Source organism: Bacteroides sp. L008 (assembly GCF_040812255.1).
GTDB classification, from domain to species: domain Bacteria; phylum Bacteroidota; class Bacteroidia; order Bacteroidales; family Bacteroidaceae; genus Bacteroides; species Bacteroides vicugnae.
The window spans coordinates 100,706-122,510 of the sequence record NZ_JBFNXO010000001.1; the positions used below are offsets into that span (position 1 = coordinate 100,706).

Genomic DNA, 21,805 nt, shown 5'->3' on the forward strand with positions numbered 1-21,805 from the left:
TGTGGACAACAGAATGGAGCGTTGTTGCGGTAGAACAGGACTGTCATCTGGCAAATGTAACTTTCAAATGAAGTCGAGCAGGACTTCCTCCTTGGGCTTCATGTATTTGAAGAACCCGTTCTTGCAATGCAGACTGAGGTCGAGGCATACATCTGCCGACATGTGCTCCAGCGAGTCATAGATGGTCACTTTTATCTGGCTGACCATGCCACGCTCATCTGTGGAGCCGTTGACCTTGAACATCCGTCCGAAAGAAGGGTTGGAATAGGCACAGCAGCTGTGTCCGAACTCCGTATGACGGCTTGGAATGTGGTGATAGAGGATTATCATTTCCATCTCGTCTTCGAGCATATCCATCACCTCCTCTATCGTGAAAGGGGTGTTCAACTGGAAAGTAAGAAGCACGTAATCGTCATACTTGACAGGCTTCTCCATCTTGCGCTTGTCCAGCAGTTCTGGCAACTGCAAAGGCACGACGGCAAGGAAATCATCGCAAAACTGTTCTAACATAATCGTATTCTCTGTTTGGGGTGTTTATAATCTTGTGACATAAATCTTCATCATGAGCATGGGCATATCCGACAGGCGTTGCTTGTCGAGGTGCAGTTTCTTGGCCAGACCGTCCATCTCCTTGGGGAGCGCATCGGCTATTTTGTAGAGGTCTGCCTTGTCCTTGTCGGAGAGCACGCTCACGGAAAGGTCATCCATCGTCATGAACGGCTGCATCATCATCAGGAGGTAGGCGTGCATGGTGTGCTCGTCCTTTACCCTGCCACTATTCAGATCCTCGATAGCCGCTTGTGCGTTGCGCAGCAGACGGTGGTTGGTGCGCATGGAGAGGTATATCATTGCATCCTTGTGGGACAAATCCTTGCGGTCGGCGGCACGGAGTATCTCCCGACAGCAGTGTTCGGTGTTTCGTCTGATGTCACCGATGTCATCGTCAGCAAAATCCGGCAGGTATTGCAGGAAGGATTTGAAATACAAATGCTCTTCCTTGATGAAAGCGAGCAGGTCTTCCTTGCCGTGAATGCCTTGCTTGGCGGATTTTTGCAGGAACAGCAGGTAACGCTTCAGCACCGACTGTTTGCCACCTTTATTATATATAGGCAGGCTATCCAAGGAAGCGAAGAATGGCTGTGCTTCCTTCACGGCTTGCTGTAGTTCCTCATCACCAACATGGGAAGAGGTCTGTTCTCTGAGATAGAGCAGGTCGTGAAAGGTGCGTTGCTTAGACATCGCCATACGGCACAGCTCGATGTGGATGGAGTCGTTCAACTCATGATATACCGTGAACGGGTATGAGTGGGCTTTCCTGACAGTGTCACGTGAGATGCACGATGTCACGGAATCGTCCAACACGCGCCATTCGTTGACAATCTTAACTAATGTCTGAATTGAGACCTTGCCGTTCTGTCGAAGAGTGGTCAGAAAGCCATGATACTCTCTGATGGCTTCATCGCTCGAATGGAACGACTTCGTGCCGTTTCCGTCTGAACATGCTGTCAGCATGACTACGGCAAACGCAGTGGCAATACAAATGGCAAGTCTGATACAGCCATGCGAGTTTGATTTTGCATTATGCAATATTTGCTTCATGCAATGGAGGTTGGTTTGTCCTCCGAAAAGTTGGGTTTCATATTTCATTGTTGTCATTATTTTGAGTCTGATTTTGAAATTGACGGTGCAAAGTTAATGCGTTTCAGCGATATATTTGCAAGAATGACAGTAAGTTTAATCTTATTTGTGTATCATACTTGCGAGTATGATTTTCAATGAAATCAAGTGAAAAGAAAATGGCAAATTATCGTGTTTAAGTATGATTTTTCGTTCAAGTATGATTGTTTCTCGGAAAAATAGTGTACCTTTGCACTTGATTTCATTTAATAGCGTACAACAGTATGGCAAAAGTAGGTTACATCTTTATCGCCACCAATGGCGAAGAGTATGCAGAAGACAAGGCTTGGATGCAGCAATACGGCTGTGTTCAGGTGATAGAGGAACTGTCCGAACACGAGAGGCTGCGCCCGATGTGGAAGCAGCTCATATCGAGTCTGGAGCGCGGCGACGAGCTGGTGGTGTCGAGGTTCAGTAACGCACTGCGTGGCACCCGTGAACTGGCTACATTCATAGAATACTGCCGTGTGAAGGTGGTTCGCATCATCTCCATCCAAGACCGCATCGATACGTTTGACGAACTTTTCCCCGACACCAAGCCCTCACAGGTCATCCGTATGTTCGGGTCACTCTCTGAGGAGTGTGCCGTGCTGCGCAAGGCATCGGCACACATCATCCATCTGCAACAGAATATCCGGCCGCCCAAGAAGTCGGAAAGGGCACTGTCGAAACTGGAGCGTGAGAAGAATATCGTGAACATGTACAACGAGGGGCACAGCATAGATGACATCTTTGCCATCAGCGGCTTCACAAGCCGAAGTTCCGTGTTCCGCATACTCAACAAGCATGGTGTGACGCTGAACCGTGGACCTCATAGTGGACCGCTGAAGAAAAGGAATAAAGAATAAACAAAAAACAGATACAATGAATAAGACATTCAACATCTACTGTGATGAAAGCACCCACATGGTGCATGACGGTCATCCCTACATGCTTTTGGGATGTACAAGTATAGCATACACACAAATCCGCATGGCAAAAGATGCCATAAAAGATATTAAGAAGAAGCACGGCTATAGTGATGAGCTGAAATGGACAAATGTCCACGAGGCCACGTATAAAGTCTATGCAGAGCTTATAGACTGGTTCTTTATGAATGACATGGAATTTAGGGCTGTGGTTGTTGACAAGAGTCAGATTGACGAGAAACGAGAAGACTATACGTTTAATGATTTCTACTTTCGCATGTACTACCAATTGCTGCATCACAAGATGGACATGGATTATACATATAACATATATATGGATATCAAGGACACATGCAGTAGCGATAAGCTGGAGAGGCTCAGAAAAATAATGGAATACAACTCTTCCATTGGCAGGTTTCAGTTTATACGTTCACACGAAAGTGTCTTCATCCAATTGGCAGATGTTCTAATGGGAGCCATCAACTACAACCTTAGATATGAAAAGGGAGAAGTTGAAGGAAGGGTGAGAGCCAAAATGAAGCTGATTGAAAAGATAAAAAAACACAGTAATATCAGTCTCAACACCACAACTCCCAAATTTAGAAAGAAGTTTAATTTGTTTTTTATCGCACTGAAATAGCCAATGAGCAGTTTGAATATTATCAAGAAATACCCTGAGCTGCTGGAACTGGCATATCTCAGTGAACGAGAAAGAGAGCATGATCTTCATGCAATATTCAAGCGTGATATAGAAGATAACTGTCAATTCTCATTCAGAGGGTGGCGCATCTATCCTATAAAGACAGATGGCGAGATTGACATGGCAAGATTGTTCAAGCATCTTACCTGTGAAGAAATCATGGTTGAGAACGAAGACGGTACGACTTATCCAAAGCGAGTATTCGAGATGGCTCGTTCACAAAGGCTTCATTGGATAAATCACCATGTGAGAGAATTGACACCAGACAATCTGGATGTATTTACCATAGAAGAGAGGGACGGCAAAAAGCGTAAGGTCAAGAAAACATACATCTATGATAAAGTGGAAAAGTATGTTATTGTCTTGGAACAACAACGTAGCAACGGATTCTATCTGTTGACAGCATACCATCTTAACAAAGAGTATGGACTAAAGGCTTTGGAAAAGAAGATGAAAAAGAGATTGCAGACACCACTATAAAACGCAAGACCCGAATTGCATCAAAGGCAACCGGGTCTCGAAACTCCTTCTATCTATAGATGAGCGCTGCAAAGGTACGAATATTCTTTGAAATAACGAAGGTTTTTCATTGAATTCTTCTCGATTTTAACATTTGCAGGGCAGTATTGTAAGATAACAGGAAAGAAAATAGCATAATTTTACAGAAAATCGTAATGGAAACATTCAAAGACGTTATATCAAGTGACCAACTTGTCTTGGTCGATTTCTTCGCCACCTGGTGCCAGCCATGCAAGATGATGCACCCCATCCTTGAGCAGGTGAAGGCAGTGTTGGGTGACAGAATCCGCATCATCAAGGTAGATGTGGACAAGTATGGGGTGACTGCAAGTCAGTATGGCATACAGTCTGTGCCCACATTGATGCTGTTCAGACGCGGCGAAGTGTTGTGGAGGACGAGCGGTGTGATGCAGAAATCAGAGTTGCTGGCAACGATTGACCCGTTTTTAAGATAAAAGAGCAGAAATGTCAAAATCTAAATTAAAGTCTGTCCTCATGTCCATGGACAAGAGTGAAATAATAAAAATGGTATTGGAACTTTATTCTGCACGGAAAGAGGCAAAGGAATATCTTGACTTCTATGCAGAGCCGAATGAGGGCCAGAAGCTGGAAGAGTATAAGCACATCATACGGGAAGAGTTCTATCCGAGCAGAAACAGAGAGCCAAAGACACGCTTCTCAGTGTGCCGCAAGGCATTGTCCGACTTCAAGAAACTGAAGCCTTCGGAAGATTCAGTCGCAGAATTGATGGTGTTCTATATGGAGAATGCCTGTCAGTTCACTTATGACTATGGAGACATGTGGGAGCAATTCTATGATTCTGTTGAGAGTAATTTCGACAAGACATTGCGCCACATCGTGCTTTATGACCTTTGGGACAAGTATGATTCCCGAATCAAGCAATGCCTTCGTTGGGCAAGCCCTTGTGGATGGGGATTTCCTGACGCACTGAATGATATGTATGAGGAAATGAAGGCGCAAAATGAGGAACTCCGAAAGAAATACAGGAATTTCAAGATGCCCATCAACGCTGATTATTAAACGAATATACTCAAATGGGGAAACCAAAGAAAAAACATAAGAAAGCGAAACAACTGCCCTTAAGCAAAGAAGAGCAGATTTTTCAAGCGGCAAGAGACCTTGCAGCTGAAATTGGCATATCCTATTCTGAGGCATTAGGGTTTACTTTGGGCATAAAGGACGTAACGTATGGTTGGGAAGAAGACTATACGGAAGAAGAGTTTCAGGCACTGATTGACCACGCTGTGGGAGACACTGATTATGAGCACACCCTCTATTGAATCATCTACACGAGAGGAACGTTTGGATTACGTTCTGAATGAATGGAGATGTCTGCACAACTGTGAGCTGTGCGGTAAGTGCCATATTCTGAAAGGCAGAAGCGAAGAAATACTCTATGCAGACTATATAGACGGCAAGCGGTCATATATGGATATAACATTAGAAATCAGAAGCAACAGATAATGATGTCACAGAAATACATATATCCATCGTTGTTCCAAGAGGAAGAGCCGCAAGAAAGCGTTCCTGGTGATAAGAAAGAGTATGACCTGACGAATCTCTTTGAGAGATTGGCAAAGTCTGATTTTCGCAGCCGGTTCCATCTGTCCAAGCAAGACAGGGAGTATGTAATGGAAAAGGGATTGCCGACGATACGAAAACACGCAGAGGACTTTGTGGCAAAAAGACTTGCTCCGGCTGTCATACCGAACGACGGCAAGCAGACTCCCATGCGTGGGCATCCTGTTTTCCTGGCTCAACATGCCACTGGCTGTTGTTGCCGGGGATGCTTCTTCAAGTGGCATCACATCTCAGCAGGCAGGGCACTGACCAAGGAAGAACAGGAATATGCTGTTGCCGTATTGATGGCATGGATTGAAAAACAGATGAATAAAGGATGAAGATAGAAGAAGCCATAGTATATGTGATGGTAAAGCGAAATGGCGGCATGACAACCGACCAGATTGCCGATGCCATCAATCGTCATAGGCTGCACCTGAGAAAGGACGGTCAGCCTGTGACAAGCAAGCAGGTGTATGCAACAATCTGCCGTTTCCCTGAAATGTTCACAAAAGAAGCTGGCAGAATCATGTTAATGATATGACGTAACGATATGACAATAGATACAACCAACATGTGCTCACACCTTCAGAAGAAGTTGTTTGAACCAGAAGGTGTGTATTATCCTATATGGCAAGCCATGCAGGATGATGAGACCTTGACAGCAGTGGTACGAAGCAGACAGCTGCACATCTACAGAAACGGGAAGAAAATTCTCGTTCTGGCAGGTAAGGCACAACCGAAGATTATAAGGGAAGACAAAATACAAGAGTTAATAACAAGATTATAAACAAAACATCAAATCATCAAAACAATGGACGCAAAAGAAAAAGTATTGGCAACAATGAAAGAGGCTGGTCAGCCTCTCAACGCAGGTAAAATCGCAGAACTCAGCGGTCTCGACCGCAAAGAGGTAGATGCAGCCATGAAGCAGCTGAAAGCAGAGGGTGCAATCGTCTCTCCTGTGCGTTGCAAATGGGCACCTGCAGAGTAAGGTTTATACTGCTGTCTTGAAATATAGGCAGCAGTATCTTTATTTTTATCAAAATGTTAAGGTGAGGAATCTGAATATCCTTGCCTACGGACACAATTATCCGCTGCATCTTTTTGGGGTAAGGTGCAGACGTATGGCTGTCAGCGTATCTTGGTTTAAAGACGCTTAGCGGTCACGGCGGAAGTCGTTTCGTCTCTCTCCGCCGAACAAAGCTCTGAGCACATTGCCCAAAGCTCCGAACACGAAGTAGCAAACGATGATTGCAACAATATCGTCCATAAGCATTTTCTGTTTTATGGGTTATACACTATTATGAAGATTCACTATGTCCAATCCCTGCCTCTTGGCTTCTCTGACGGTGTAGAACGTGCCGCCCTTGGGATTGCCATCGAAGTAGGCTATGAGACGTGAACTGCGGTTGACCATATAGTCGTTGCGCCTCAGAAGGCAGCCATTGTAGTATTGCTCGCTCAATACGACCACGTCATCCACGATGCGCAGGATGGCATCATACTTGGCTTGCTCTTCCTTGCTCCACCGGTCAGACTGACCACGGAACGGCACAACGGCTATCACCTGCAAGTCCTTCAACTCGCATTGCAACGAAAGGGCGGCTTCTGCCGCCAGCAGGTCAAATCCCATTGCCATGCCACAATAGAAATACCGGTAGCCGTCGGCATACGCCTTGGCTATCTCCGATTTGAGACATTGCTTCAACTCCCTCCGCTTGGCGAAAGGTACGCTGCGGTGTCCGCTGAAGCATACGGACACTGCCTTGTCGTACTTTGTCATACTTTACCTTACTTTATAATGTGTGCGTGCGAGGAACATACCGCCAATAACACATGCCCCGAGCCTTTCGAGTTGGTTGGCATACTTGGCATAGCTGAGACCCTTGGTTATCACATCGTCAAAGACCAACACCATTTTGTTGTCGAAGAACGGCTCATCAAACTCAACGACATTCGCCTTGCGGACTTCATCCTCGTTCTTGCGGTTATCGTGGATGGTCTTACGCTCTCCGCATACCCTCACGTGCTCGTAGCCGTTTTCCGCTCCTGTCAATTCACACACCCTGTGGCAGAAAGCCTTGTAGCGGAGTTCGTTGCTCTCGCTTGTGGATGCTGGAACGGGGGCGAAGACGATGTTCACGCAACCCTTGCCGTAGAGTGTCAGCATATTCTCTGCGGTGCGCTGCGCCACTTCCTCGTAGGCTCTTCCGTCCTTGAAGTCAAACACTAATTGTCTGTCGGCAATCTCCTTCTCACCCACATTGCGGATGCGTGCGGGATAGTATTTGCAGAACCAAGTCTGAGGCTTGTCTAACTGCTTTTGGATTTGATAGTCATTCTTGTGTGCCATTGCTCTTATGTTTTTTCTTCCCTTATTTCGGAGGCTTTTCCTGCCTGCCCAAGGGATATTTTTTGCTTTCCAAGAGTGATGGCGATCAAAAAGCCAAATCGGGAGCGAAAAATACGCTCTGCACGCAGAGGAAGATTTTTCGGTCAAATGCAATGGACGATTTGGTGTTTGAACAATCGCCAGCATTACCTTTGCAAAACAATATCCGCAGCGGCAAGGCAGGCGAAAAGAAATCTGTTATGTAAAAGAGGAAACGGGCGGGATGGCGTGGGGCGAAGCTGTATATGGGGAAGGACGATAGTTGATATGAGGGAAAAAGAGAAAATCTTGTAATAGGGAACGACATTGCCTTTTATCAGCATGGAGACAGTCCTACAAGCAGAGAAAACTATTGCCCTAAAAATGAGTTGGATAGTATTTTCTAAAAGTAGTATCGACTACGAATAGTATAATAGTCGAATAGTTTTTACTACCATACTACGGATAGTAAAGTCTGTTTATAGAAGAGATAGCGGTATCATCGTCTGTTCGGCGATGATACCGCGCGGCACTCATGTGTCATGCCGCTTTAGGTATTCTGTCATTGCCTCATTGACAATATCACGCAAGGACATCCCTTTCTTGATGGCGAGGTACTTCATCCTCGTGTGGATGCTCTTGTTGATAAGGAAATTGCAATGCACCGGCACTTCGGTAGTCTCAGAAACAGACACAGGTGGTGCTGGTGTAGTTTCTGTGACTATCTGCTCCTTACTCGGCTTCTTTGTGGAAGAAAGGAGTCCGTTGAGACCGCCTTTCATTCCCTCTTTCAACATACTGCTCTTGCTCATGGCTATGCTATTTTAAGTTTAACACTTCTTTTGCCAAAGACATATAATCACTGGCACCATTGGATTTGGGATTATACTCAAAGATAGTCTTGCCGTTGATGGGTGCTTCTGCCAAAGCCACATTATCACGGATGACGGTCTTGAAAACCTTCTCGTGAAAACTGTCATTGACGATTTCCCTCACGCTTCGGTTCAACGTCTTGCGGCGATCGAACTGGGTGATGACGATGCCGCCCACTTTAAGGTTGGGGTTGAGCCGCTCCTGAACGATGCGGATGATGTCCATCAACTTTGCCATACCTCTCATGGCAAGGTATTGCGCTTGAACAGGGATGATGATGTAGTCGGCTGCGGTGAGGGCATTCAAGGTCAGCAAGCCCAATGACGGTGGACAGTCGATGATGATGTAGTCGAAATGCTCTTTGGCGATGGCTTTGGTGATAAGTCCCTTCAAGATAAGCTCCCGTCCCGGCTCGCTGATAAGCTCTAACTCAGCCGCAGACAGGTCAAGGCATGAGGGTGAGACGGTGATGCCGTTGTGCAACTTGACCAACGGCAAGGTGTACTGTCCACACATTGCGCCATAGACTGTCTGTTCTTCCTCGATGGACAATCCCAAGGCTTCCGTGAGGTTGGCTTGTCCATCCATGTCAATAGCCAAGACGTTCTTCTTACTCAGTTGCAGAGCTGCCGCAAGGCTTACTGCGGTCGTACTTTTCCCTACACCACCCTTGTGATTTAATACTGCAATTATCTGTGTCATAACATGATACTACTATTAGTGAATACTACTTTACTATTCTACTACTGATAGTACATACTAACCATAGTAAAAGCGGATTTACTACGATTAGTACGTACTACTCTCAGTTGATACTACCCTCAGAAGGGAAGGTCTTCGCTCTTGTCCTGCGGTGCATCGGCTGGCGGTACGGGAGCCTCGCCCTCTGCCTTGGCTGCCTTGCGTGCCTTTGTTGCAGGTGTGTCGGTTGCATCCTTCTTCCCTGCATTGACAAAGGCGATGGAGTCAGCTATGATGCTATGCTGTATGTGGTTCTCTCCGTTGCGGTCTGTCCAAATGGAAGAAGTCAGTGTGCCTTCCACAAGCACCATACGACCCTTGGTGAGGTATTCAGCCAAACGGATATGGTTCTCCTTGCTGCTCTTCACCCTTACCCAAGTGGTGATTTGCTTGCCCTTACTGTAGTCGTCCACTGCGATGTCAACAGCCATGAATGTTCCGTGTGTACCTGTGATGACGCGGCAATCCTTTGCTCCGATGCGTCCGATAGTGTGAGTGTAAATCATAATGTGAAAATGTTATAGTGGCAAGTTGGTTAGACTTGCCGTTACCTTGTTATTTAAATGACTTTTCTTGTTGATTGAACATAAGCTATTGCTTCATTCATAATTTCTGCTCGTGACCTACTCTTGTTATCTTGCATCCACTCATCAATTTCAGATTTGAGGAACATGATACGTTTCCCCTTCTTATGGAATGGTATTTGTTTATTGCTTGTCCAACAATAGATTGTGTGTTCAACTGGATGGGTAGGGAGATACTCACTCAATTCGGAAACACTAAGCCATTCCAATCCCTTATCGGGCTGAATTTGAGTCATTAGTGTGGAAAACTTTTCTTCTAAAATCTCCAGCTTGTTTATTACTAATGACAATGCTGATGGCAAGTCATTAAAACTCAATATTTGCTTTTCCATATCAATATATGTGTGGCAAGTTGGTTAGGCTTGCCGTTACCTTGTTATTAATATCCTTTCTTCGTCTGCCTTGTATTGGCGACAAAAGACTTGTTGCTGCCTGTGAGACTGATAGAGCCGCAATTAACAAACTCTCCGTCGGAATAGACTCTGTACTTCTGTCCGCTTACCTCATGCTTCTGTTTGATGCGCTCTCGCATCCACTTCTTGGCTGCGGTCAATGAGCAAAAGGTCTCGCTCTCCTTGGTCGTCTCGTCATATACGATGCACTGGGTCATACATGCTCCTACTTCATCCATGCACCTATACTCGACGTGACATAGTCCAACTGACCGCCAAATATGTCGCTTGGCTCTATGTCGTATTGTCCATCCCTCACTTCCTTGTCCTCTCCAAGAAGCGACAAGTTTCCGTCGGCATCCAAACGTGCTGCGTCTATGACGATGTCACGAGGCTCGTCAAAGAGATAACCTGCCACGATGGGCTGCTCTCCCTCGAAATGCACCTCAAAGCCTCCGTCCACCTCCGTGCCGTACTTGCGAAGAGCCGCTTTCAGCTCGTCCTGCTCCCGGTGCTGCAATGCCTGGAGTTGTCCGTGGATAGTGAGGTCTTGCAGTTCTGCCTCTCGTTTGGTGTGGGTTGCCTCGCCGGTCTTGCAGTCGATGTCATACTTGTGGTAAACCACTGGGATATGGTCTGCCGATGTGACAAGCCATGTGATGTTGTTCACTGAGAAGCCCTGTCTGGTGAGGAACTCCTCGATGTCTGAGCCGAGAAGGTGGTCGGCTACGTCAAGATACTCGATGCGTGCGTCAGCATCATGCAGGATGATAATCTTCATTGCCTTTCTATTTTTAGTGATACAAATAAGTTTGTCGCCCATGTCGCTGGACTTGTTTAACTACGTTGAAGAAACTTACGCTCAGCATAGTGAATAAATTCCCTCTGCGTTCGCTTAACCGTTTCTTTCTCTTCCCTCCTTTCGAGACCTTTCAGCCTGTGGAGGGATATTTTCTGCTCCCACAAGCCGCAAGAAAAGACATAAAGACAAATTATGTGTGAAGAATACTCTTTTCCGAGGAAAAGGAAGATTGTTCACAGTCACAAGACCTCAAGCAGAATTTGACGATTGTCTCAGACGCGGCTAACTTTGCAGGAAATATGCCTACCACTGCGCTGATTGGAAGAAGATTATTGATATTGGCTGCAAGAGGAATGATGTGTTATATATAAAGAGGTAAGAAGAAAGATTGAAACAGTAAGGGTGGGCAGTGAAGTGTTTGCAGGTCTGCTGTACCGACATAAAGCGAGTGTGTTGGCTGACCGGGATGCAAGTCATCAAAGCTTCAGCCTTGATAGCTTGTAGCACGGACAGACAATTCTCTCGCGTCGGTACTTCGGCATACTGTCAGCTTTGGCTAATAGCAACGTGTTGCCATCAGCCAAGGATGTCTGTATGACGACAGACCATGTAACGCTTCGCAAAGGCGTGGGGCAAAGCAGTATAATTTAGAAGTAGATAGTAACGTATATCAGGCAAGAAGAGACAGTTGCGCAACGGACAAATCGGGCACTCCTGTCAGCATGACAAATGTGCCTTGTCCTTGCCGCAGGACACTGAGGCAGATTGGACGTAGCAGACATGTCTGCCACATTCAATATGCCTGAGTGGACAAGAACTGCCTCTTGTATAGCAGAAGAGAAATTGTAAAACAGTTGATTAGTGGTAAAGGTGGTATGGGTGGGCAGAATGGCATTACACGGACATTGCCGAAGCCCGATAATGGGACAGCCAGACAGCAATAAAGGCAGTTATCAGAAGTGTCAGTTTCTGATAGTGACATTGTTGGCTGCCTGTCACATGGGATTCGTGCGGTGTCCGTACAGTAATGCCGTTCTGAAGGTGTGGGGCGAAGCGATACAACGCACTTGGACGAAACCACCGCTTATAACAGAAAATATTTTGCAGTCAAAGAGAAGAAGAATAGTAAAGCAGGTGTGGGTGGGTAGTGAAGCTGTCGCAAGATTGACGGTCTGAATATCAAGGCGAGTGGATAGCCAGTAAAGGACACAATTATCAGAAGCCTCGGCTTCGGCATCTTGTGGCATAGATGGCAGTCCTCTCGCGTTCAGACCTTGGCATACTGTCTTTCTTGGCTAATAGCGACTTTGTCGCCATCAGCCGGGAATATCTGTATGCCAACCATCTTGGTGACGTTTCGCAAATGGTGAGGGACGAAGTGGTTAGAATAAAGGAAGACGGCGTTGCCGTTATGGTTAATAAATGCACATGGTTGTTATTAGAGAAGATTATCACACGCTATAACAGCAGATTGATGTCCCTGAGCAAAACAAAAGCGACCCGAAGGTCGCCTTGTTATGGAGAGGAAAGGCTATTTCTTGCCTTTCTTGGTTGCTGGCTTGGCCGGCTCTTCCGCAGGAGTCTCCTCCTTGTCGGGACACTCGTAGAACTTGGTTGCAACCATGATGATTCTGGAGTGCTTCACGCCATCCTTGTCTGTCCACTCCTCTGGCTTGAAGAAACCCTCGACGGTGAGCAACGTGCCCTTGGTGAGCTTGTCGAATGATTCGGTGTGCTCGTTCTTGCGCCATGCCTCCATATTCATGAAAGCCGATACGCGGTTGGTTTCCTCGCCGTTCTTCTCCTGACGGCCTACTGCCAATGAGAAGCGTGCTACGCTGGCGTTTGCGAACTGACGGATTTCTGCATCCTTACCTACGAAACCTGAAACTGTGAAGTTGTTCTCGATCTTTTTCATTTTGAATTGAATTTAAAAGTGAAACTTAATTTTTACATGCATTCAAAAGCAGGGATGTGGCACCATGTGGGAAGCACCATGAAAATCGTTCGCAATACTCTTTTTGTCGTTGGCGGTAAGGGAGAAAAAGGAAGATTACGCACTATTTTATTGGTCACAGCGATAGCGGCCACACAAGAAGGAGGAAGTCCTTCGCAGCATCACGCTACCTTTGCATGGTAAAAATAAGTGGCTTTCAAATAGCTCAATTCAGAAAAAGACGGGGCCAAACAATGGAACAAAGGTTGTAAGCAAGGAGGCAATCCGTATGCAACAGACAGGGGCACTGCTATGGCTGTATGCCTGGAGAAACGAAGCGGGAAATCCGACCTTACAGCTGTATCATCAGAAGAGTGAGGAGCATGAACACTGATGCACGATGAACGACAAGCCTAAGGGTCAGCTTAGCAATAGAGGCATCAAGCCAAAAGAGGACAGACATCAGAGGATTGGCGATAGCACTGTCATCATGCTAAGACCAAGTTCTGTGTCCGACAAGGAAGAGTCGCAAAAGACAGACGAGTAAAACCAAAAGGCGAAATGACCATTCCTATAACAAGGTACAGAGACGCTTAAAACGGCGAAGGGACTTTGGCGACGTATCGCTATACAGGTGTCGAAGCATCGCTTCTATAACAGGACTGGAGCAAGTGAGCAAACCGCACAACTTGCTCCCAAGGTATTTCAGTTACAACAGCCATAACCTCATTGGAGGATTGTCCTAAAAGAGTTTTTGCAGTCAAAGGAAGAAAGAGTCTGCAAGCCACATAGCCAACAGACTCTCTCCTGATTATTCACAGATGACAACATCATCCTTGTACTCCGTCACTTCCTTGCCGTTGATGAGCTGGACAATGACCTCACAACCCAAGTCCTCGACAATCGTTCCCTCTGTCTGACCTCTTCGGGGATAAAGCAAGGTGCAGAAACACCCTACAACGCCGTCCAACTGCTCCATGTCTATCGTTGCCATATCCGTTCCTCCTTGTTAGCCGAATGTGATTGGATTGATGCAGAAATTCGTGTCCTCTGCCTCATACTCGTATTCATTGATGAAGTCAATCATCTTCTGTTCGCTTCTTCCGTCCTGTGAGACACCAGTCTTCTCACACCACAACTTGATAGCATCACCAAAGGTGGAGTAAGCACCCTCACAATCCTCAAAGAGTTCTCCGTATGCAGTGACGTAGCACTCTTCGGGGAAGAAGTCGTTCTCATCGTGCGTATAGAAGATGTCGCAACCTGGCTCAACCTCTCGCCAACTGATTGAAAGTTCATCGCCAAGTGCCTTGTTCACCTCCTCAAAGAACAAGTCGCATGAAGACCAAGCACTTTCGGTGTCAAAGGACAAGAGGGCATAATCGTCTTCCACGTTCTCCTCATACTCTGCCCAATAGATGTGTCCTCTCACCGAGATGCCTTTCTTCTCGTAGTCAATGCCATAGTGTTCTGCCAAGAGATACAGATACACATTATTACTGTTCACCTCCAACTCTTGGAGTGTGTTCCAAAGGTCTGCCACGGCTTTGCGTGAGCCTGTCACCTTGTACTGAGTGTCGCAAATGTTAGCCATAAGATAAAATTTTTATTTTCTTCCCTTATGTAGAACCAACTACCATCGGGATTGATTAAAGAATTATGTTGCCCCAAAAGGTGTTATGGCTCATCAATGCAAGGTTTTGCCGTCAAATACTACCTCTGCCACAATCAGAGCGTGGAGATTTCACGGACAAACCACAGGCACCGACCTTGCAGGATGAACGCCATGACAGGTACCTTTGCAACACAATTCTTATCAAAGCCCGATGGGGTGGTACATGGCAGACTGCATGGTACAGCAGTGTGAAGTGACGTTATAGGTGGAGATAAGGCTATAAGAGGTTTTTGCAGTCAAAGGAGAAAAGAGTCCACAAAGTGCAGTATCTACAGGACAAAAACACTTTAGTTTACCTTGGTTAGCTCTTATATATATGCTAACCTAAAGTAAACTGTATATATGTCCGTCTAAAACCCGAAAACCGTACGGGTCAGCTTACGTCAGAAACAGAAGTATAGAACCATAGAAGTGGTTCAAGAAGTCTTTCTTCCTTTGACTGCAAAATATTATCTTTGCACGAATCATAATTGCCCTGTAGGATTTAATATAATTTAACACTCTTTGTTGAATGCAAGGAAGAACAGCTTCAATATGCTGAATATCAGTAGTATAACATTGTGTTAACCCTTAATCTGTAGAAAAGGATGTTATCATACAAAGTAATGTCCATTTGTACTTTTTCTATATGGTTTTATACTTACATTTGCATATCATTTGTATCTTGATAACAGTAACTAACTGATTATCAATATACTTTATATTTGAGGAAGTGAAATAAAATCGCTGAATAAGACGATTGAAATAATAGAAAAGGGTTGAAAGTCATAGACTTTCAACCCTTTTTATTTTTGAATGACTATTATTCTATATCGGAAAGTTCAAAAAAAAGTCTGTACGTTTTTTTTTAGGGAGATTTGTCGAATAAATTTTCTGGTAATGAAAATGTAGCTTATCTTTTAATACTCCTTCCCGTAAAGCGATATATGATAAAATAATGGAAAGAAGTTTGGATAAAGAAATGTCTTATGAAGAGTTTGCCGTATTTGATTTGCAGACTAGATCACAAACGCGCAGTGCTAAACCAACTGTAGGACCAAGTAAGCCATTCACACGTCCTCACTTTGTAAATAGAATGTTAGATAAGTAAAGCAGATGTATTCCATTCTGGCTTAGATACCAATTACGTTAAGTACAGTATTTTTCTAATCTTTTCCCGGTTGCCCACAATCCAAACGAGATCTCCTAATTGGAAAGTTGTGTCTTTATCCAGGGGAATCAGTTCGTCATTTCGTTCAATAGCTACAACAATACTGTCATGCTTCTCTCCTAAATGAGACTGCGCGATGGTCTGATTTAAAAAGCGGAATTCTTCGTCTACCGTGAAAGAGTGGAGAGTTATCTTTTTATCCACTGCATCCATATCTGATGTATTTTTTACATCTTCTATTCTATTTCTGAATTCCTGTAATTGCGTATCTGTACCAACTACTGTCAATTTATCCTGCGGATAGATGTGTTCAGAGCTTTTCGGTATATATATGTTCAGATCGCCACGAGTGATTGCGACGACATTTACTCCAAAATTTTGCCTGAATGAAAGTTCTCCTAAAGACTTGCCGATGTAATCGGAATAAGGCGATACGAGGATAGATGTCAAATCAAGGTCTTTATCATTGAATTCGCTATTGAAACTTGTTTTTAGCGGGTGCCGTTTTTTAGCTACCTCTTCCCGTCGGTTAAGATTGGCAAGGAATCTTGTTTCCAATCGTGAATATTGCGTGAGGTCTTCCCTAAGAATAAGAATCAATGCTACCACGGCTATGGCAATAATCACACTTATTCCCCAGTTTAGTTTAAAGTAGCTGATGACTACACTAGTGATAAAGAAAAGAGCAACAGATACACGTCCCAGAACCAGGGAAACCAGGCGTCCGTGATTGTAATTCTCGTCTCTCCATAGCTTCAGGAATAATTCCGAAGAGTTGTATTTGTTGGAGATGAGCGCCCATAAAAAAGGAGTCATAAGTAGAAGAGTACCCAGACACATCACCAGGTTGATCCATACAGTGACAGGAGCAAACATTTCGCTGATGGCGGGATAAATGATTTGTATCGACAGCAGCCAAATAGCAGTGAGCAGTACGCTATAGATAACAACTCTCCCAATCATGTTTTTTAGTAATTTCTTCCAGTCACTATCGTGGTTCATGGTCTTCTTGCCGGAAGCATAACGATCTAATGTCTCCTGTACTTTAGTAGGCAATATTTTGTAAAGCCATTCGGCAAAAGGATTGGCTAAACGGATAAAGTAAGGAGTCGTGAAAGTGGTGATAACAGATACAGCCACAATGATAGGTGAAATAAACGGATCAAGCACTTTGAGCGAAACACCCAGTCCGGCAATGATGAAAGCAAACTCTCCGATTTGTGCCAGGCTGAATCCGGATTTGATGGAAGTATTCAGTGGTTCTCCGGATAAGAGTACGCCAAACGAAGAGAAAATGGCTTTGCCGATAATGGTAACCAGTGTAATGATGATGACAGGCCAGGCGTATTCTACCAATACAGCCGGATTCACCAGCATACCGACCGAAACGAAAAAGATAGCTCCGAAGAGGTCTTTTACCGGTTGTATGATATGTTCGATGTGTTCGGCCTCGATAGTTTCGGCAAGGATAGATCCCATGATAAATGCTCCCAGTGCTGTTGAAAACCCTGTATAAGTAGCCAATACTACCATTCCCAGACAAAGACCGAGAGAAACAATCAGAAGAGTCTCGTTATTCATCAACTTCTTTGCTTTTTTGAGAAAAGCCGGAATAACGAAGATACCTATGAGAAACCACAGGATTAAAAAGAAAACGACCTTGAGCACACTTATCAGCAAATCTTCACCTACAAAGTCCTGACTCACTGCCATTGTGGAAAGAAGCACCATCATTAAGATAGCAATCAGGTCTTCCACTACCAGAGTACCGAATACGATACCGGTAAAACGTTGGTTACGCAATTCCAGATCATTGAAGGCTTTGATAATGATTGTAGTGGATGACATAGACAACATTCCTCCCAGGAAAATGGAATTCATGGTGCCCCATCCTAATAATTGTCCCACCAAATACCCAATGAGTAACATGCTGATTACTTCGGTGATAGCCGTAATAAAAGCTGTGGAACCTACATTCATGAGCTTCTTAAAGCTAAACTCCAGTCCGAGTGCAAAGAGCAGGAATATAACACCTATTTCTGCCCATATATTGATATTCTCAATATCTCCCACTGTAGGGAAAATATTAATATAAGGACCTGCCAGCAATCCGGCAATAATGTAACCTAAGACTAAAGGCTGTTTTAGCCATTTGAACAACAAGGTTATGATACTGGCCGATATTAATATCAGCGCAAGGTCGGCAATCAAAGTTGGCAAGTGTGACATTAGGTGTGGGTTTATTTATTATAACATTCCTGATAGATAATATGTTTCCATCTATAAAAAGATGGAAACAATATAATAAATAGCTGCAGCTAAGAGTCCACTGACTGGAATTGTAAGAATCCAGGCAGTCATGAGGCTTTTGGTTACTCCCCAACGAACGGCAGAGAGGCGTTTAGTTGCACCTACTCCAATAATCGCTCCTGTGATAGTATGTGTGGTACTAACGGGGATTTTCAACATTTCCGTAATGTAGAGAGTGAAAGCACCTGCTGTTTCGGCAATCACTCCTTCCAGTGGGGTTACTTTGGTAATTTTTGTTCCCATTGTTTTCACTATCTTCCAGCCACCGGACATCGTACCGAGTGAAATTGCTGTGAAGCACGAAAAAGCAACCCAGTCGGGAAGGTCATTGATACTGTTGATGCCCATGCCCAATCCCATTGAATGGCCGGCTATCATGGCAGCGGCAATAATACCCATTACTTTCTGTGAATCGTTCAAGCCATGTCCGACGCTGAAGAGGGCGGAGGATACGAGTTGTAACCTCTTGAACCATTGCTCGGCTGTGTGGGGATGTGCGCGTCGGCAGATGTAGAGGACAAACAGGGTGAAACCGAAAGCAATGACCATTCCGATAAAAGGAGCCAGAAAGATAAAGGCTGCAATTTTAAGAATGATGTTAAGCTGAATTGCTTCAAATCCGTTTGCCATAATGGCAGCTCCTGCAAAACCTCCGATAAGGGTGTGTGAGGAAGAAGACGGAATCCCTTTCCACCAGGTAACCAGGTTCCAAGTGATAGCCGCTATAACTCCTGCTAATATAATGGGCAGGGTGATATATTGCTCTACCACAGTCTTGGATACTGTATTGGCGATACCGAATCCACCTATTATATATTTGGCAATGAAAAAGGCTACGAAGTTGAAGAAAGCAGCCCATATTACAGCTTGAAAGGGAGTAAGCACCCTGGTAGATACGATGGTAGCTATTGAGTTTGCTGCATCGTGAAAGCCGTTGATATAATCGAATATCAGAGCCAGAATGATGATAGTCACTAATAATTCCATGTGTTCCGGCTTGCTTTATGCGTACTTTACAATCAGGTTTTTGAGAATCTTGCCTACATGCTCTGCGGCATCGGTCGTTTTTTCCAGTTCATGCATGATCTCCTTTATTTTGATAAGTTCAATGCAATCTTTTTCCTCTTCGAAAAGTTTGGTGATAAAGAATTCGTATACATCATCCGCCTGGTTCTCGATTTCATGCAGTTTGGAACAATATTCACGGAGAAGAGTCGGTTTCTTACGGAATGTTTCGAGTTCGTCCATGGCTTTGCATATATAGATCGCTTCCTCCTGAATCAAACGGCTCAACTCTTTGCCATTCTCTGAAATAGGACGGGGATTGTAAATAGAGATTCGTTTGGCACAACTGTTTATTCCGTCGATGACGTCATCCATGCAGGAAGCTAAGTCATGAATATCTTCGCGGTCGAAAGGAGTGATAAAGGTAGTACCTAATTCATCAAAAATCAGGTGTGTCAGTCTGTCGCCTTCCCGTTCCAGATCTTTGATTTTTTTGTAGTAGTCCGAACGTTCTGTAGGTGAGTCATGTTGCAAGCTTTCTATTAAAACAACTGATGCTTCGCAGAGCACTTCTGATAGCTGTTTCAGTAAAGGGAAAAATTTGGGCTCCTTTGGAGTAAACCGGCTAAAAAAAGAATTTTTCATAAGTGTAAAAACTTTAAATTGTTTTTTCTTCTCTATTTATATTAGTAACAAATGAATACAGATTATGGTTTGCTGTTTTTAAGATTTTAGTTTGGCACGTACTACCTCTATAATGGCAGGCAATACAGAGATAAATATGATGGCTACAATCAGTAACTTCAGGTTTTCCTGCACAAACGGAAGGTCGCCGAAGAAATAACCTGCATAACAGAATACGGCAACCCAGAGCGCACCACCAACTAAATTATACATCATAAAATAGTAGTAATTCATCTTTCCCATTCCTGCTACGAAAGGTGCAAATGTGCGTACTATCGGGACAAATCTGGCTAGAATAATTGTTTTCCCACCATACTTTTTATAGAACTCGTGTGTTTTCTCCAGATAACTTTGTTTGAATATCCTGGAGTTGGGATTATTAAACAGCTTTCGACCGAAGAAATGTCCTATCATGTAATTGCAGGAATCGCCCAATACGGCAGCGGCAAATAAGATAATGACAAGTATATGCACGCTGATGGGCATATCGGGTAATGCTGAAATGGCTCCTGCAACGAAGAGTAAAGAATCACCGGGAAGAAAAGGAGTGACCACTAATCCGGTTTCACAGAAGATGATAAAAAACAAGATGGCGTATGTCCAGGCATGATAATCACGCACAATCATCACCATATATTGATCGATATGAAGTATAAAATCCAATAAAAAGTCCATTTTATATACTTTGGTTATTATTGTAATGAAAGAATGTTATAGGCTTCCAGACCATAGTGAATTTTCTTTTCACTCAAATGGTGGATGCAAACAGAAAGTGGGGCATAAAAGACTTGAATTGTCCTATGCCGAAAAAAGATATAAAATGGCTAAATGAGTATGTGTCCTAATGAATAGATATGATATCTATCGGAATATTTAAAAAGATTGGTATAATATGAAAAACCTGTCCATTGATTTTGAGGAAGTTGAATCTTTAGCGAGCTTAGCATGCGGATAGTGACAGAAGGAATATTGAATCTTAGTATTTTTAAGGGAGAGAGGTGGCGGAAGGAAAATGGATTTAAAACGCCGTTATCGTTATTGTAATTTTGCTTTCCGGCGTATTCTTTTGTCTTGACTAGTTTCTGTTCTTGATCCAGTTGTATAATGCTAGCTTTAGAGGTGTATGAATTGGAATAGGTTTGTATGCCGTTACTACCGGCTTCTAACCGGTATGCCTCTTGTGCTTCGTCGGAAATCAGATGGAATCCCCAACACAGAAATACGCCTAATAGTATACAAAATATGTACTTCATCATAACCGCCGCAAAGGTAGAAACTATTTTTATATGAAATACATATTCACAAGCATAATTAACAATTATATCAGTGATTACCGGGAATTATTCTTTGAAGTTGCTTATCGTAAATTTCATCGGAGTATATGTTATCCCATTGGTACATTGTTTCCCGGCAATTTTATCGAAGCCCAGACTTTGATAAAAAGGAATAGCGTATGTGGATGAATTAACCGTCATTTCATTTACCGGGCAATGCTTGATTGCAAAATTGAATAATTGTTTGCCGATGCCTTTACGGTGGTGTTCTTTTCCGATGAAGAACAGGGATAGATGCTTCCCTTCATTCTTCGTTCCCATAATTCCTACTAGATTTTCATTGTCAAAAGCCCCGTAAATCACTAATTCATTCATAAGTTGCTCACTAAAGATAAAACTTTTGAATGAATTCAAACCTTCTTCATCGAAGTCTTCCGCTCCACATTGTATATATACCTCTAATGCTAATGAGGTAGCCCGGTCGTATTCGGTCTTGTCTAATTTGCGTATCATGGCGATTGCTTTTATCATTAATTTGCCGGGAAATTTACTATTAATTCCCGGATATAACATTGGAATATGATTTCTTTTTCTTTTTTTTTGTAAAAGCTGTAGGGTAT

The 21,805-nt window shown here is 44.0% G+C and carries 34 protein-coding genes; 15 read left to right on the plus strand and 19 right to left on the minus strand.

The window, feature by feature from the left end; translation table 11 throughout:
• Positions 1-63 precede the first annotated feature (63 nt).
• Together AB3G73_RS00440 and AB3G73_RS00445 are read right to left on the minus strand one after the other, a co-directional pair.
• The gene (locus AB3G73_RS00440; protein WP_004319947.1) at positions 64-510 is read right to left on the minus strand and encodes a hypothetical protein; all 447 of its coding nucleotides are present in this window, start codon (positions 508-510) and stop codon (positions 64-66) included.
• A gap of 24 nt (positions 511-534) precedes the next feature.
• Positions 535-1,647, minus strand: coding sequence for a hypothetical protein (locus tag AB3G73_RS00445; protein ID WP_367741663.1), 1,113 nt, complete (start codon positions 1,645-1,647; stop codon positions 535-537).
• A 254-nt stretch (positions 1,648-1,901) separates the two neighbouring features.
• On the opposite strand from AB3G73_RS00445, the gene AB3G73_RS00450 reads away from it, so the two are divergent.
• From AB3G73_RS00450 to AB3G73_RS00495, 10 genes are all read left to right on the plus strand, one after another.
• The gene (locus AB3G73_RS00450) at positions 1,902-2,525 is read left to right on the plus strand and encodes a recombinase family protein (protein ID WP_005816288.1); all 624 of its coding nucleotides are present in this window, start codon (positions 1,902-1,904) and stop codon (positions 2,523-2,525) included.
• Positions 2,526-2,541: 16 nt separating this feature from the next.
• Positions 2,542-3,225 carry a DUF3800 domain-containing protein gene (locus tag AB3G73_RS00455; protein WP_005816290.1) on the plus strand — a complete coding sequence of 228 codons (684 nt, stop codon included), beginning with the start codon at positions 2,542-2,544 and terminating at the stop codon, positions 3,223-3,225.
• Positions 3,226-3,228: 3 nt separating this feature from the next.
• Positions 3,229-3,765 carry a hypothetical protein gene (locus tag AB3G73_RS00460; protein WP_005816292.1) on the plus strand — a complete coding sequence of 179 codons (537 nt, stop codon included), beginning with the start codon at positions 3,229-3,231 and terminating at the stop codon, positions 3,763-3,765.
• 194 nt (positions 3,766-3,959) lie between these two features.
• On the plus strand, positions 3,960-4,259 hold the full coding sequence (trxA, locus tag AB3G73_RS00465; protein WP_367741675.1) for a thioredoxin: 300 nt from the start codon (positions 3,960-3,962) through the stop codon (positions 4,257-4,259).
• Between the two features lie 10 nt (positions 4,260-4,269).
• Positions 4,270-4,845 carry a DUF6155 family protein gene (locus tag AB3G73_RS00470; protein WP_007837469.1) on the plus strand — a complete coding sequence of 192 codons (576 nt, stop codon included), beginning with the start codon at positions 4,270-4,272 and terminating at the stop codon, positions 4,843-4,845.
• 14 nt (positions 4,846-4,859) lie between these two features.
• Positions 4,860-5,105, plus strand: coding sequence for a hypothetical protein (locus tag AB3G73_RS00475; RefSeq protein ID WP_005816298.1), 246 nt, complete (start codon positions 4,860-4,862; stop codon positions 5,103-5,105).
• 183 nt (positions 5,106-5,288) lie between these two features.
• On the plus strand, positions 5,289-5,726 hold the full coding sequence (locus AB3G73_RS00480; RefSeq protein WP_005816300.1) for a DUF4186 domain-containing protein: 438 nt from the start codon (positions 5,289-5,291) through the stop codon (positions 5,724-5,726).
• Complete coding sequence (locus AB3G73_RS00485; RefSeq protein WP_005816302.1) at positions 5,723-5,929, plus strand: hypothetical protein; 207 nt, start codon at positions 5,723-5,725, stop codon at positions 5,927-5,929. The genes AB3G73_RS00480 and AB3G73_RS00485 overlap by 4 nt, the downstream gene beginning before the upstream one ends.
• Before the next feature lie 9 nt (positions 5,930-5,938).
• Positions 5,939-6,175, plus strand: a complete 237-nt coding sequence (locus AB3G73_RS00490; RefSeq protein ID WP_005816304.1) for a hypothetical protein — start codon at positions 5,939-5,941, stop codon at positions 6,173-6,175.
• A 24-nt stretch (positions 6,176-6,199) separates the two neighbouring features.
• Positions 6,200-6,379, plus strand: coding sequence for a transcriptional regulator (locus tag AB3G73_RS00495; RefSeq protein ID WP_005816310.1), 180 nt, complete (start codon positions 6,200-6,202; stop codon positions 6,377-6,379).
• A gap of 300 nt (positions 6,380-6,679) precedes the next feature.
• Here AB3G73_RS00495 and AB3G73_RS00500 read toward each other — a convergent pair whose 3' ends face one another.
• The gene (locus tag AB3G73_RS00500; RefSeq protein ID WP_005816313.1) at positions 6,680-7,171 is read right to left on the minus strand and encodes an SLOG family protein; all 492 of its coding nucleotides are present in this window, start codon (positions 7,169-7,171) and stop codon (positions 6,680-6,682) included.
• A 3-nt stretch (positions 7,172-7,174) separates the two neighbouring features.
• On the minus strand, positions 7,175-7,741 hold the full coding sequence (locus AB3G73_RS00505) for a hypothetical protein (protein ID WP_005816315.1): 567 nt from the start codon (positions 7,739-7,741) through the stop codon (positions 7,175-7,177).
• Here AB3G73_RS00505 and AB3G73_RS00510 point away from each other — a divergent pair.
• Positions 7,735-7,986, plus strand: coding sequence for a hypothetical protein (locus AB3G73_RS00510; RefSeq protein WP_225494525.1), 252 nt, complete (start codon positions 7,735-7,737; stop codon positions 7,984-7,986). The two genes, AB3G73_RS00505 and AB3G73_RS00510, sit on opposite strands and share 7 nt — an antisense overlap.
• A gap of 306 nt (positions 7,987-8,292) precedes the next feature.
• Here the strand turns inward: AB3G73_RS00510 and AB3G73_RS00515 are convergent, their stop codons facing one another.
• The 6 genes from AB3G73_RS00515 to AB3G73_RS00540 all read right to left on the minus strand — a co-directional run bounded on the left by AB3G73_RS00515 (position 8,293) and on the right by AB3G73_RS00540 (position 11,130).
• Entirely contained in the window at positions 8,293-8,571 is a 279-nt protein-coding gene (locus AB3G73_RS00515; protein ID WP_005816317.1) for a plasmid partition protein ParG, read from the minus strand.
• Between the two features lie 7 nt (positions 8,572-8,578).
• Positions 8,579-9,334: an AAA family ATPase gene (locus tag AB3G73_RS00520; RefSeq protein ID WP_234070389.1), complete on the minus strand. Its 756-nt coding sequence runs from the start codon at positions 9,332-9,334 to the stop codon at positions 8,579-8,581.
• Between the two features lie 119 nt (positions 9,335-9,453).
• The gene (locus AB3G73_RS00525; protein WP_005816321.1) at positions 9,454-9,879 is read right to left on the minus strand and encodes a single-stranded DNA-binding protein; all 426 of its coding nucleotides are present in this window, start codon (positions 9,877-9,879) and stop codon (positions 9,454-9,456) included.
• 53 nt (positions 9,880-9,932) lie between these two features.
• Positions 9,933-10,289, minus strand: a complete 357-nt coding sequence (locus tag AB3G73_RS00530; RefSeq protein ID WP_007837478.1) for a helix-turn-helix domain-containing protein — start codon at positions 10,287-10,289, stop codon at positions 9,933-9,935.
• A 47-nt stretch (positions 10,290-10,336) separates the two neighbouring features.
• On the minus strand, positions 10,337-10,588 hold the full coding sequence (locus tag AB3G73_RS00535) for a hypothetical protein (protein ID WP_007837480.1): 252 nt from the start codon (positions 10,586-10,588) through the stop codon (positions 10,337-10,339).
• Entirely contained in the window at positions 10,576-11,130 is a 555-nt protein-coding gene (locus AB3G73_RS00540; RefSeq protein ID WP_005816324.1) for a hypothetical protein, read from the minus strand. Before AB3G73_RS00540 ends, AB3G73_RS00535 begins: the two co-directional genes overlap by 13 nt.
• 882 nt (positions 11,131-12,012) lie before the next feature.
• Between AB3G73_RS00540 and AB3G73_RS00545 the strand changes: the two genes are divergently transcribed.
• Entirely contained in the window at positions 12,013-12,327 is a 315-nt protein-coding gene (locus AB3G73_RS00545; protein ID WP_224204806.1) for a hypothetical protein, read from the plus strand.
• 355 nt (positions 12,328-12,682) lie between these two features.
• Here AB3G73_RS00545 and AB3G73_RS00550 read toward each other — a convergent pair whose 3' ends face one another.
• The gene (locus AB3G73_RS00550; protein ID WP_004319910.1) at positions 12,683-13,069 is read right to left on the minus strand and encodes a single-stranded DNA-binding protein; all 387 of its coding nucleotides are present in this window, start codon (positions 13,067-13,069) and stop codon (positions 12,683-12,685) included.
• A 36-nt stretch (positions 13,070-13,105) separates the two neighbouring features.
• On the opposite strand from AB3G73_RS00550, the gene AB3G73_RS00555 reads away from it, so the two are divergent.
• Positions 13,106-13,291: a hypothetical protein gene (locus AB3G73_RS00555; RefSeq protein ID WP_005816330.1), complete on the plus strand. Its 186-nt coding sequence runs from the start codon at positions 13,106-13,108 to the stop codon at positions 13,289-13,291.
• Between the two features lie 607 nt (positions 13,292-13,898).
• Here AB3G73_RS00555 and AB3G73_RS00560 read toward each other — a convergent pair.
• Together AB3G73_RS00560 and AB3G73_RS00565 are read right to left on the minus strand one after the other, a co-directional pair.
• Positions 13,899-14,081 (minus strand): hypothetical protein, encoded by a 183-nt coding sequence (locus tag AB3G73_RS00560; RefSeq protein ID WP_004319908.1) that lies wholly within the window; start codon positions 14,079-14,081, stop codon positions 13,899-13,901.
• A gap of 15 nt (positions 14,082-14,096) precedes the next feature.
• Positions 14,097-14,681: a hypothetical protein gene (locus AB3G73_RS00565; RefSeq protein WP_005816332.1), complete on the minus strand. Its 585-nt coding sequence runs from the start codon at positions 14,679-14,681 to the stop codon at positions 14,097-14,099.
• A gap of 65 nt (positions 14,682-14,746) precedes the next feature.
• Here AB3G73_RS00565 and AB3G73_RS00570 point away from each other — a divergent pair, with 65 nt between their 5' ends.
• Both AB3G73_RS00570 and AB3G73_RS00575 read left to right on the plus strand, forming a co-directional pair.
• Entirely contained in the window at positions 14,747-14,959 is a 213-nt protein-coding gene (locus AB3G73_RS00570; protein WP_007837487.1) for a hypothetical protein, read from the plus strand.
• A 740-nt stretch (positions 14,960-15,699) separates the two neighbouring features.
• The gene (locus AB3G73_RS00575; RefSeq protein ID WP_320983288.1) at positions 15,700-15,852 is read left to right on the plus strand and encodes a hypothetical protein; all 153 of its coding nucleotides are present in this window, start codon (positions 15,700-15,702) and stop codon (positions 15,850-15,852) included.
• A gap of 33 nt (positions 15,853-15,885) precedes the next feature.
• On the opposite strand, the gene AB3G73_RS00580 is transcribed toward AB3G73_RS00575, so the two are convergent.
• The 6 genes from AB3G73_RS00580 to AB3G73_RS00605 form a co-directional block, all read right to left on the minus strand.
• Positions 15,886-18,141 (minus strand): cation:proton antiporter, encoded by a 2,256-nt coding sequence (locus AB3G73_RS00580; RefSeq protein WP_148364546.1) that lies wholly within the window; start codon positions 18,139-18,141, stop codon positions 15,886-15,888.
• A gap of 51 nt (positions 18,142-18,192) precedes the next feature.
• Positions 18,193-19,209 (minus strand): inorganic phosphate transporter, encoded by a 1,017-nt coding sequence (locus AB3G73_RS00585; protein ID WP_004305685.1) that lies wholly within the window; start codon positions 19,207-19,209, stop codon positions 18,193-18,195.
• Positions 19,210-19,224: 15 nt separating this feature from the next.
• Positions 19,225-19,872 carry a DUF47 domain-containing protein gene (locus AB3G73_RS00590; protein WP_004325331.1) on the minus strand — a complete coding sequence of 216 codons (648 nt, stop codon included), beginning with the start codon at positions 19,870-19,872 and terminating at the stop codon, positions 19,225-19,227.
• 78 nt (positions 19,873-19,950) lie between these two features.
• A complete protein-coding gene (locus AB3G73_RS00595; protein WP_004305686.1) occupies positions 19,951-20,586 on the minus strand; it encodes a DedA family protein in 636 nt (211 codons plus the stop codon).
• Positions 20,587-20,735: 149 nt separating this feature from the next.
• Positions 20,736-21,167: a hypothetical protein gene (locus AB3G73_RS00600; protein ID WP_195649240.1), complete on the minus strand. Its 432-nt coding sequence runs from the start codon at positions 21,165-21,167 to the stop codon at positions 20,736-20,738.
• Positions 21,168-21,251: 84 nt separating this feature from the next.
• Positions 21,252-21,698, minus strand: a complete 447-nt coding sequence (locus tag AB3G73_RS00605) for a GNAT family N-acetyltransferase (RefSeq protein ID WP_032843206.1) — start codon at positions 21,696-21,698, stop codon at positions 21,252-21,254.
• Positions 21,699-21,805 lie beyond the last annotated feature (107 nt).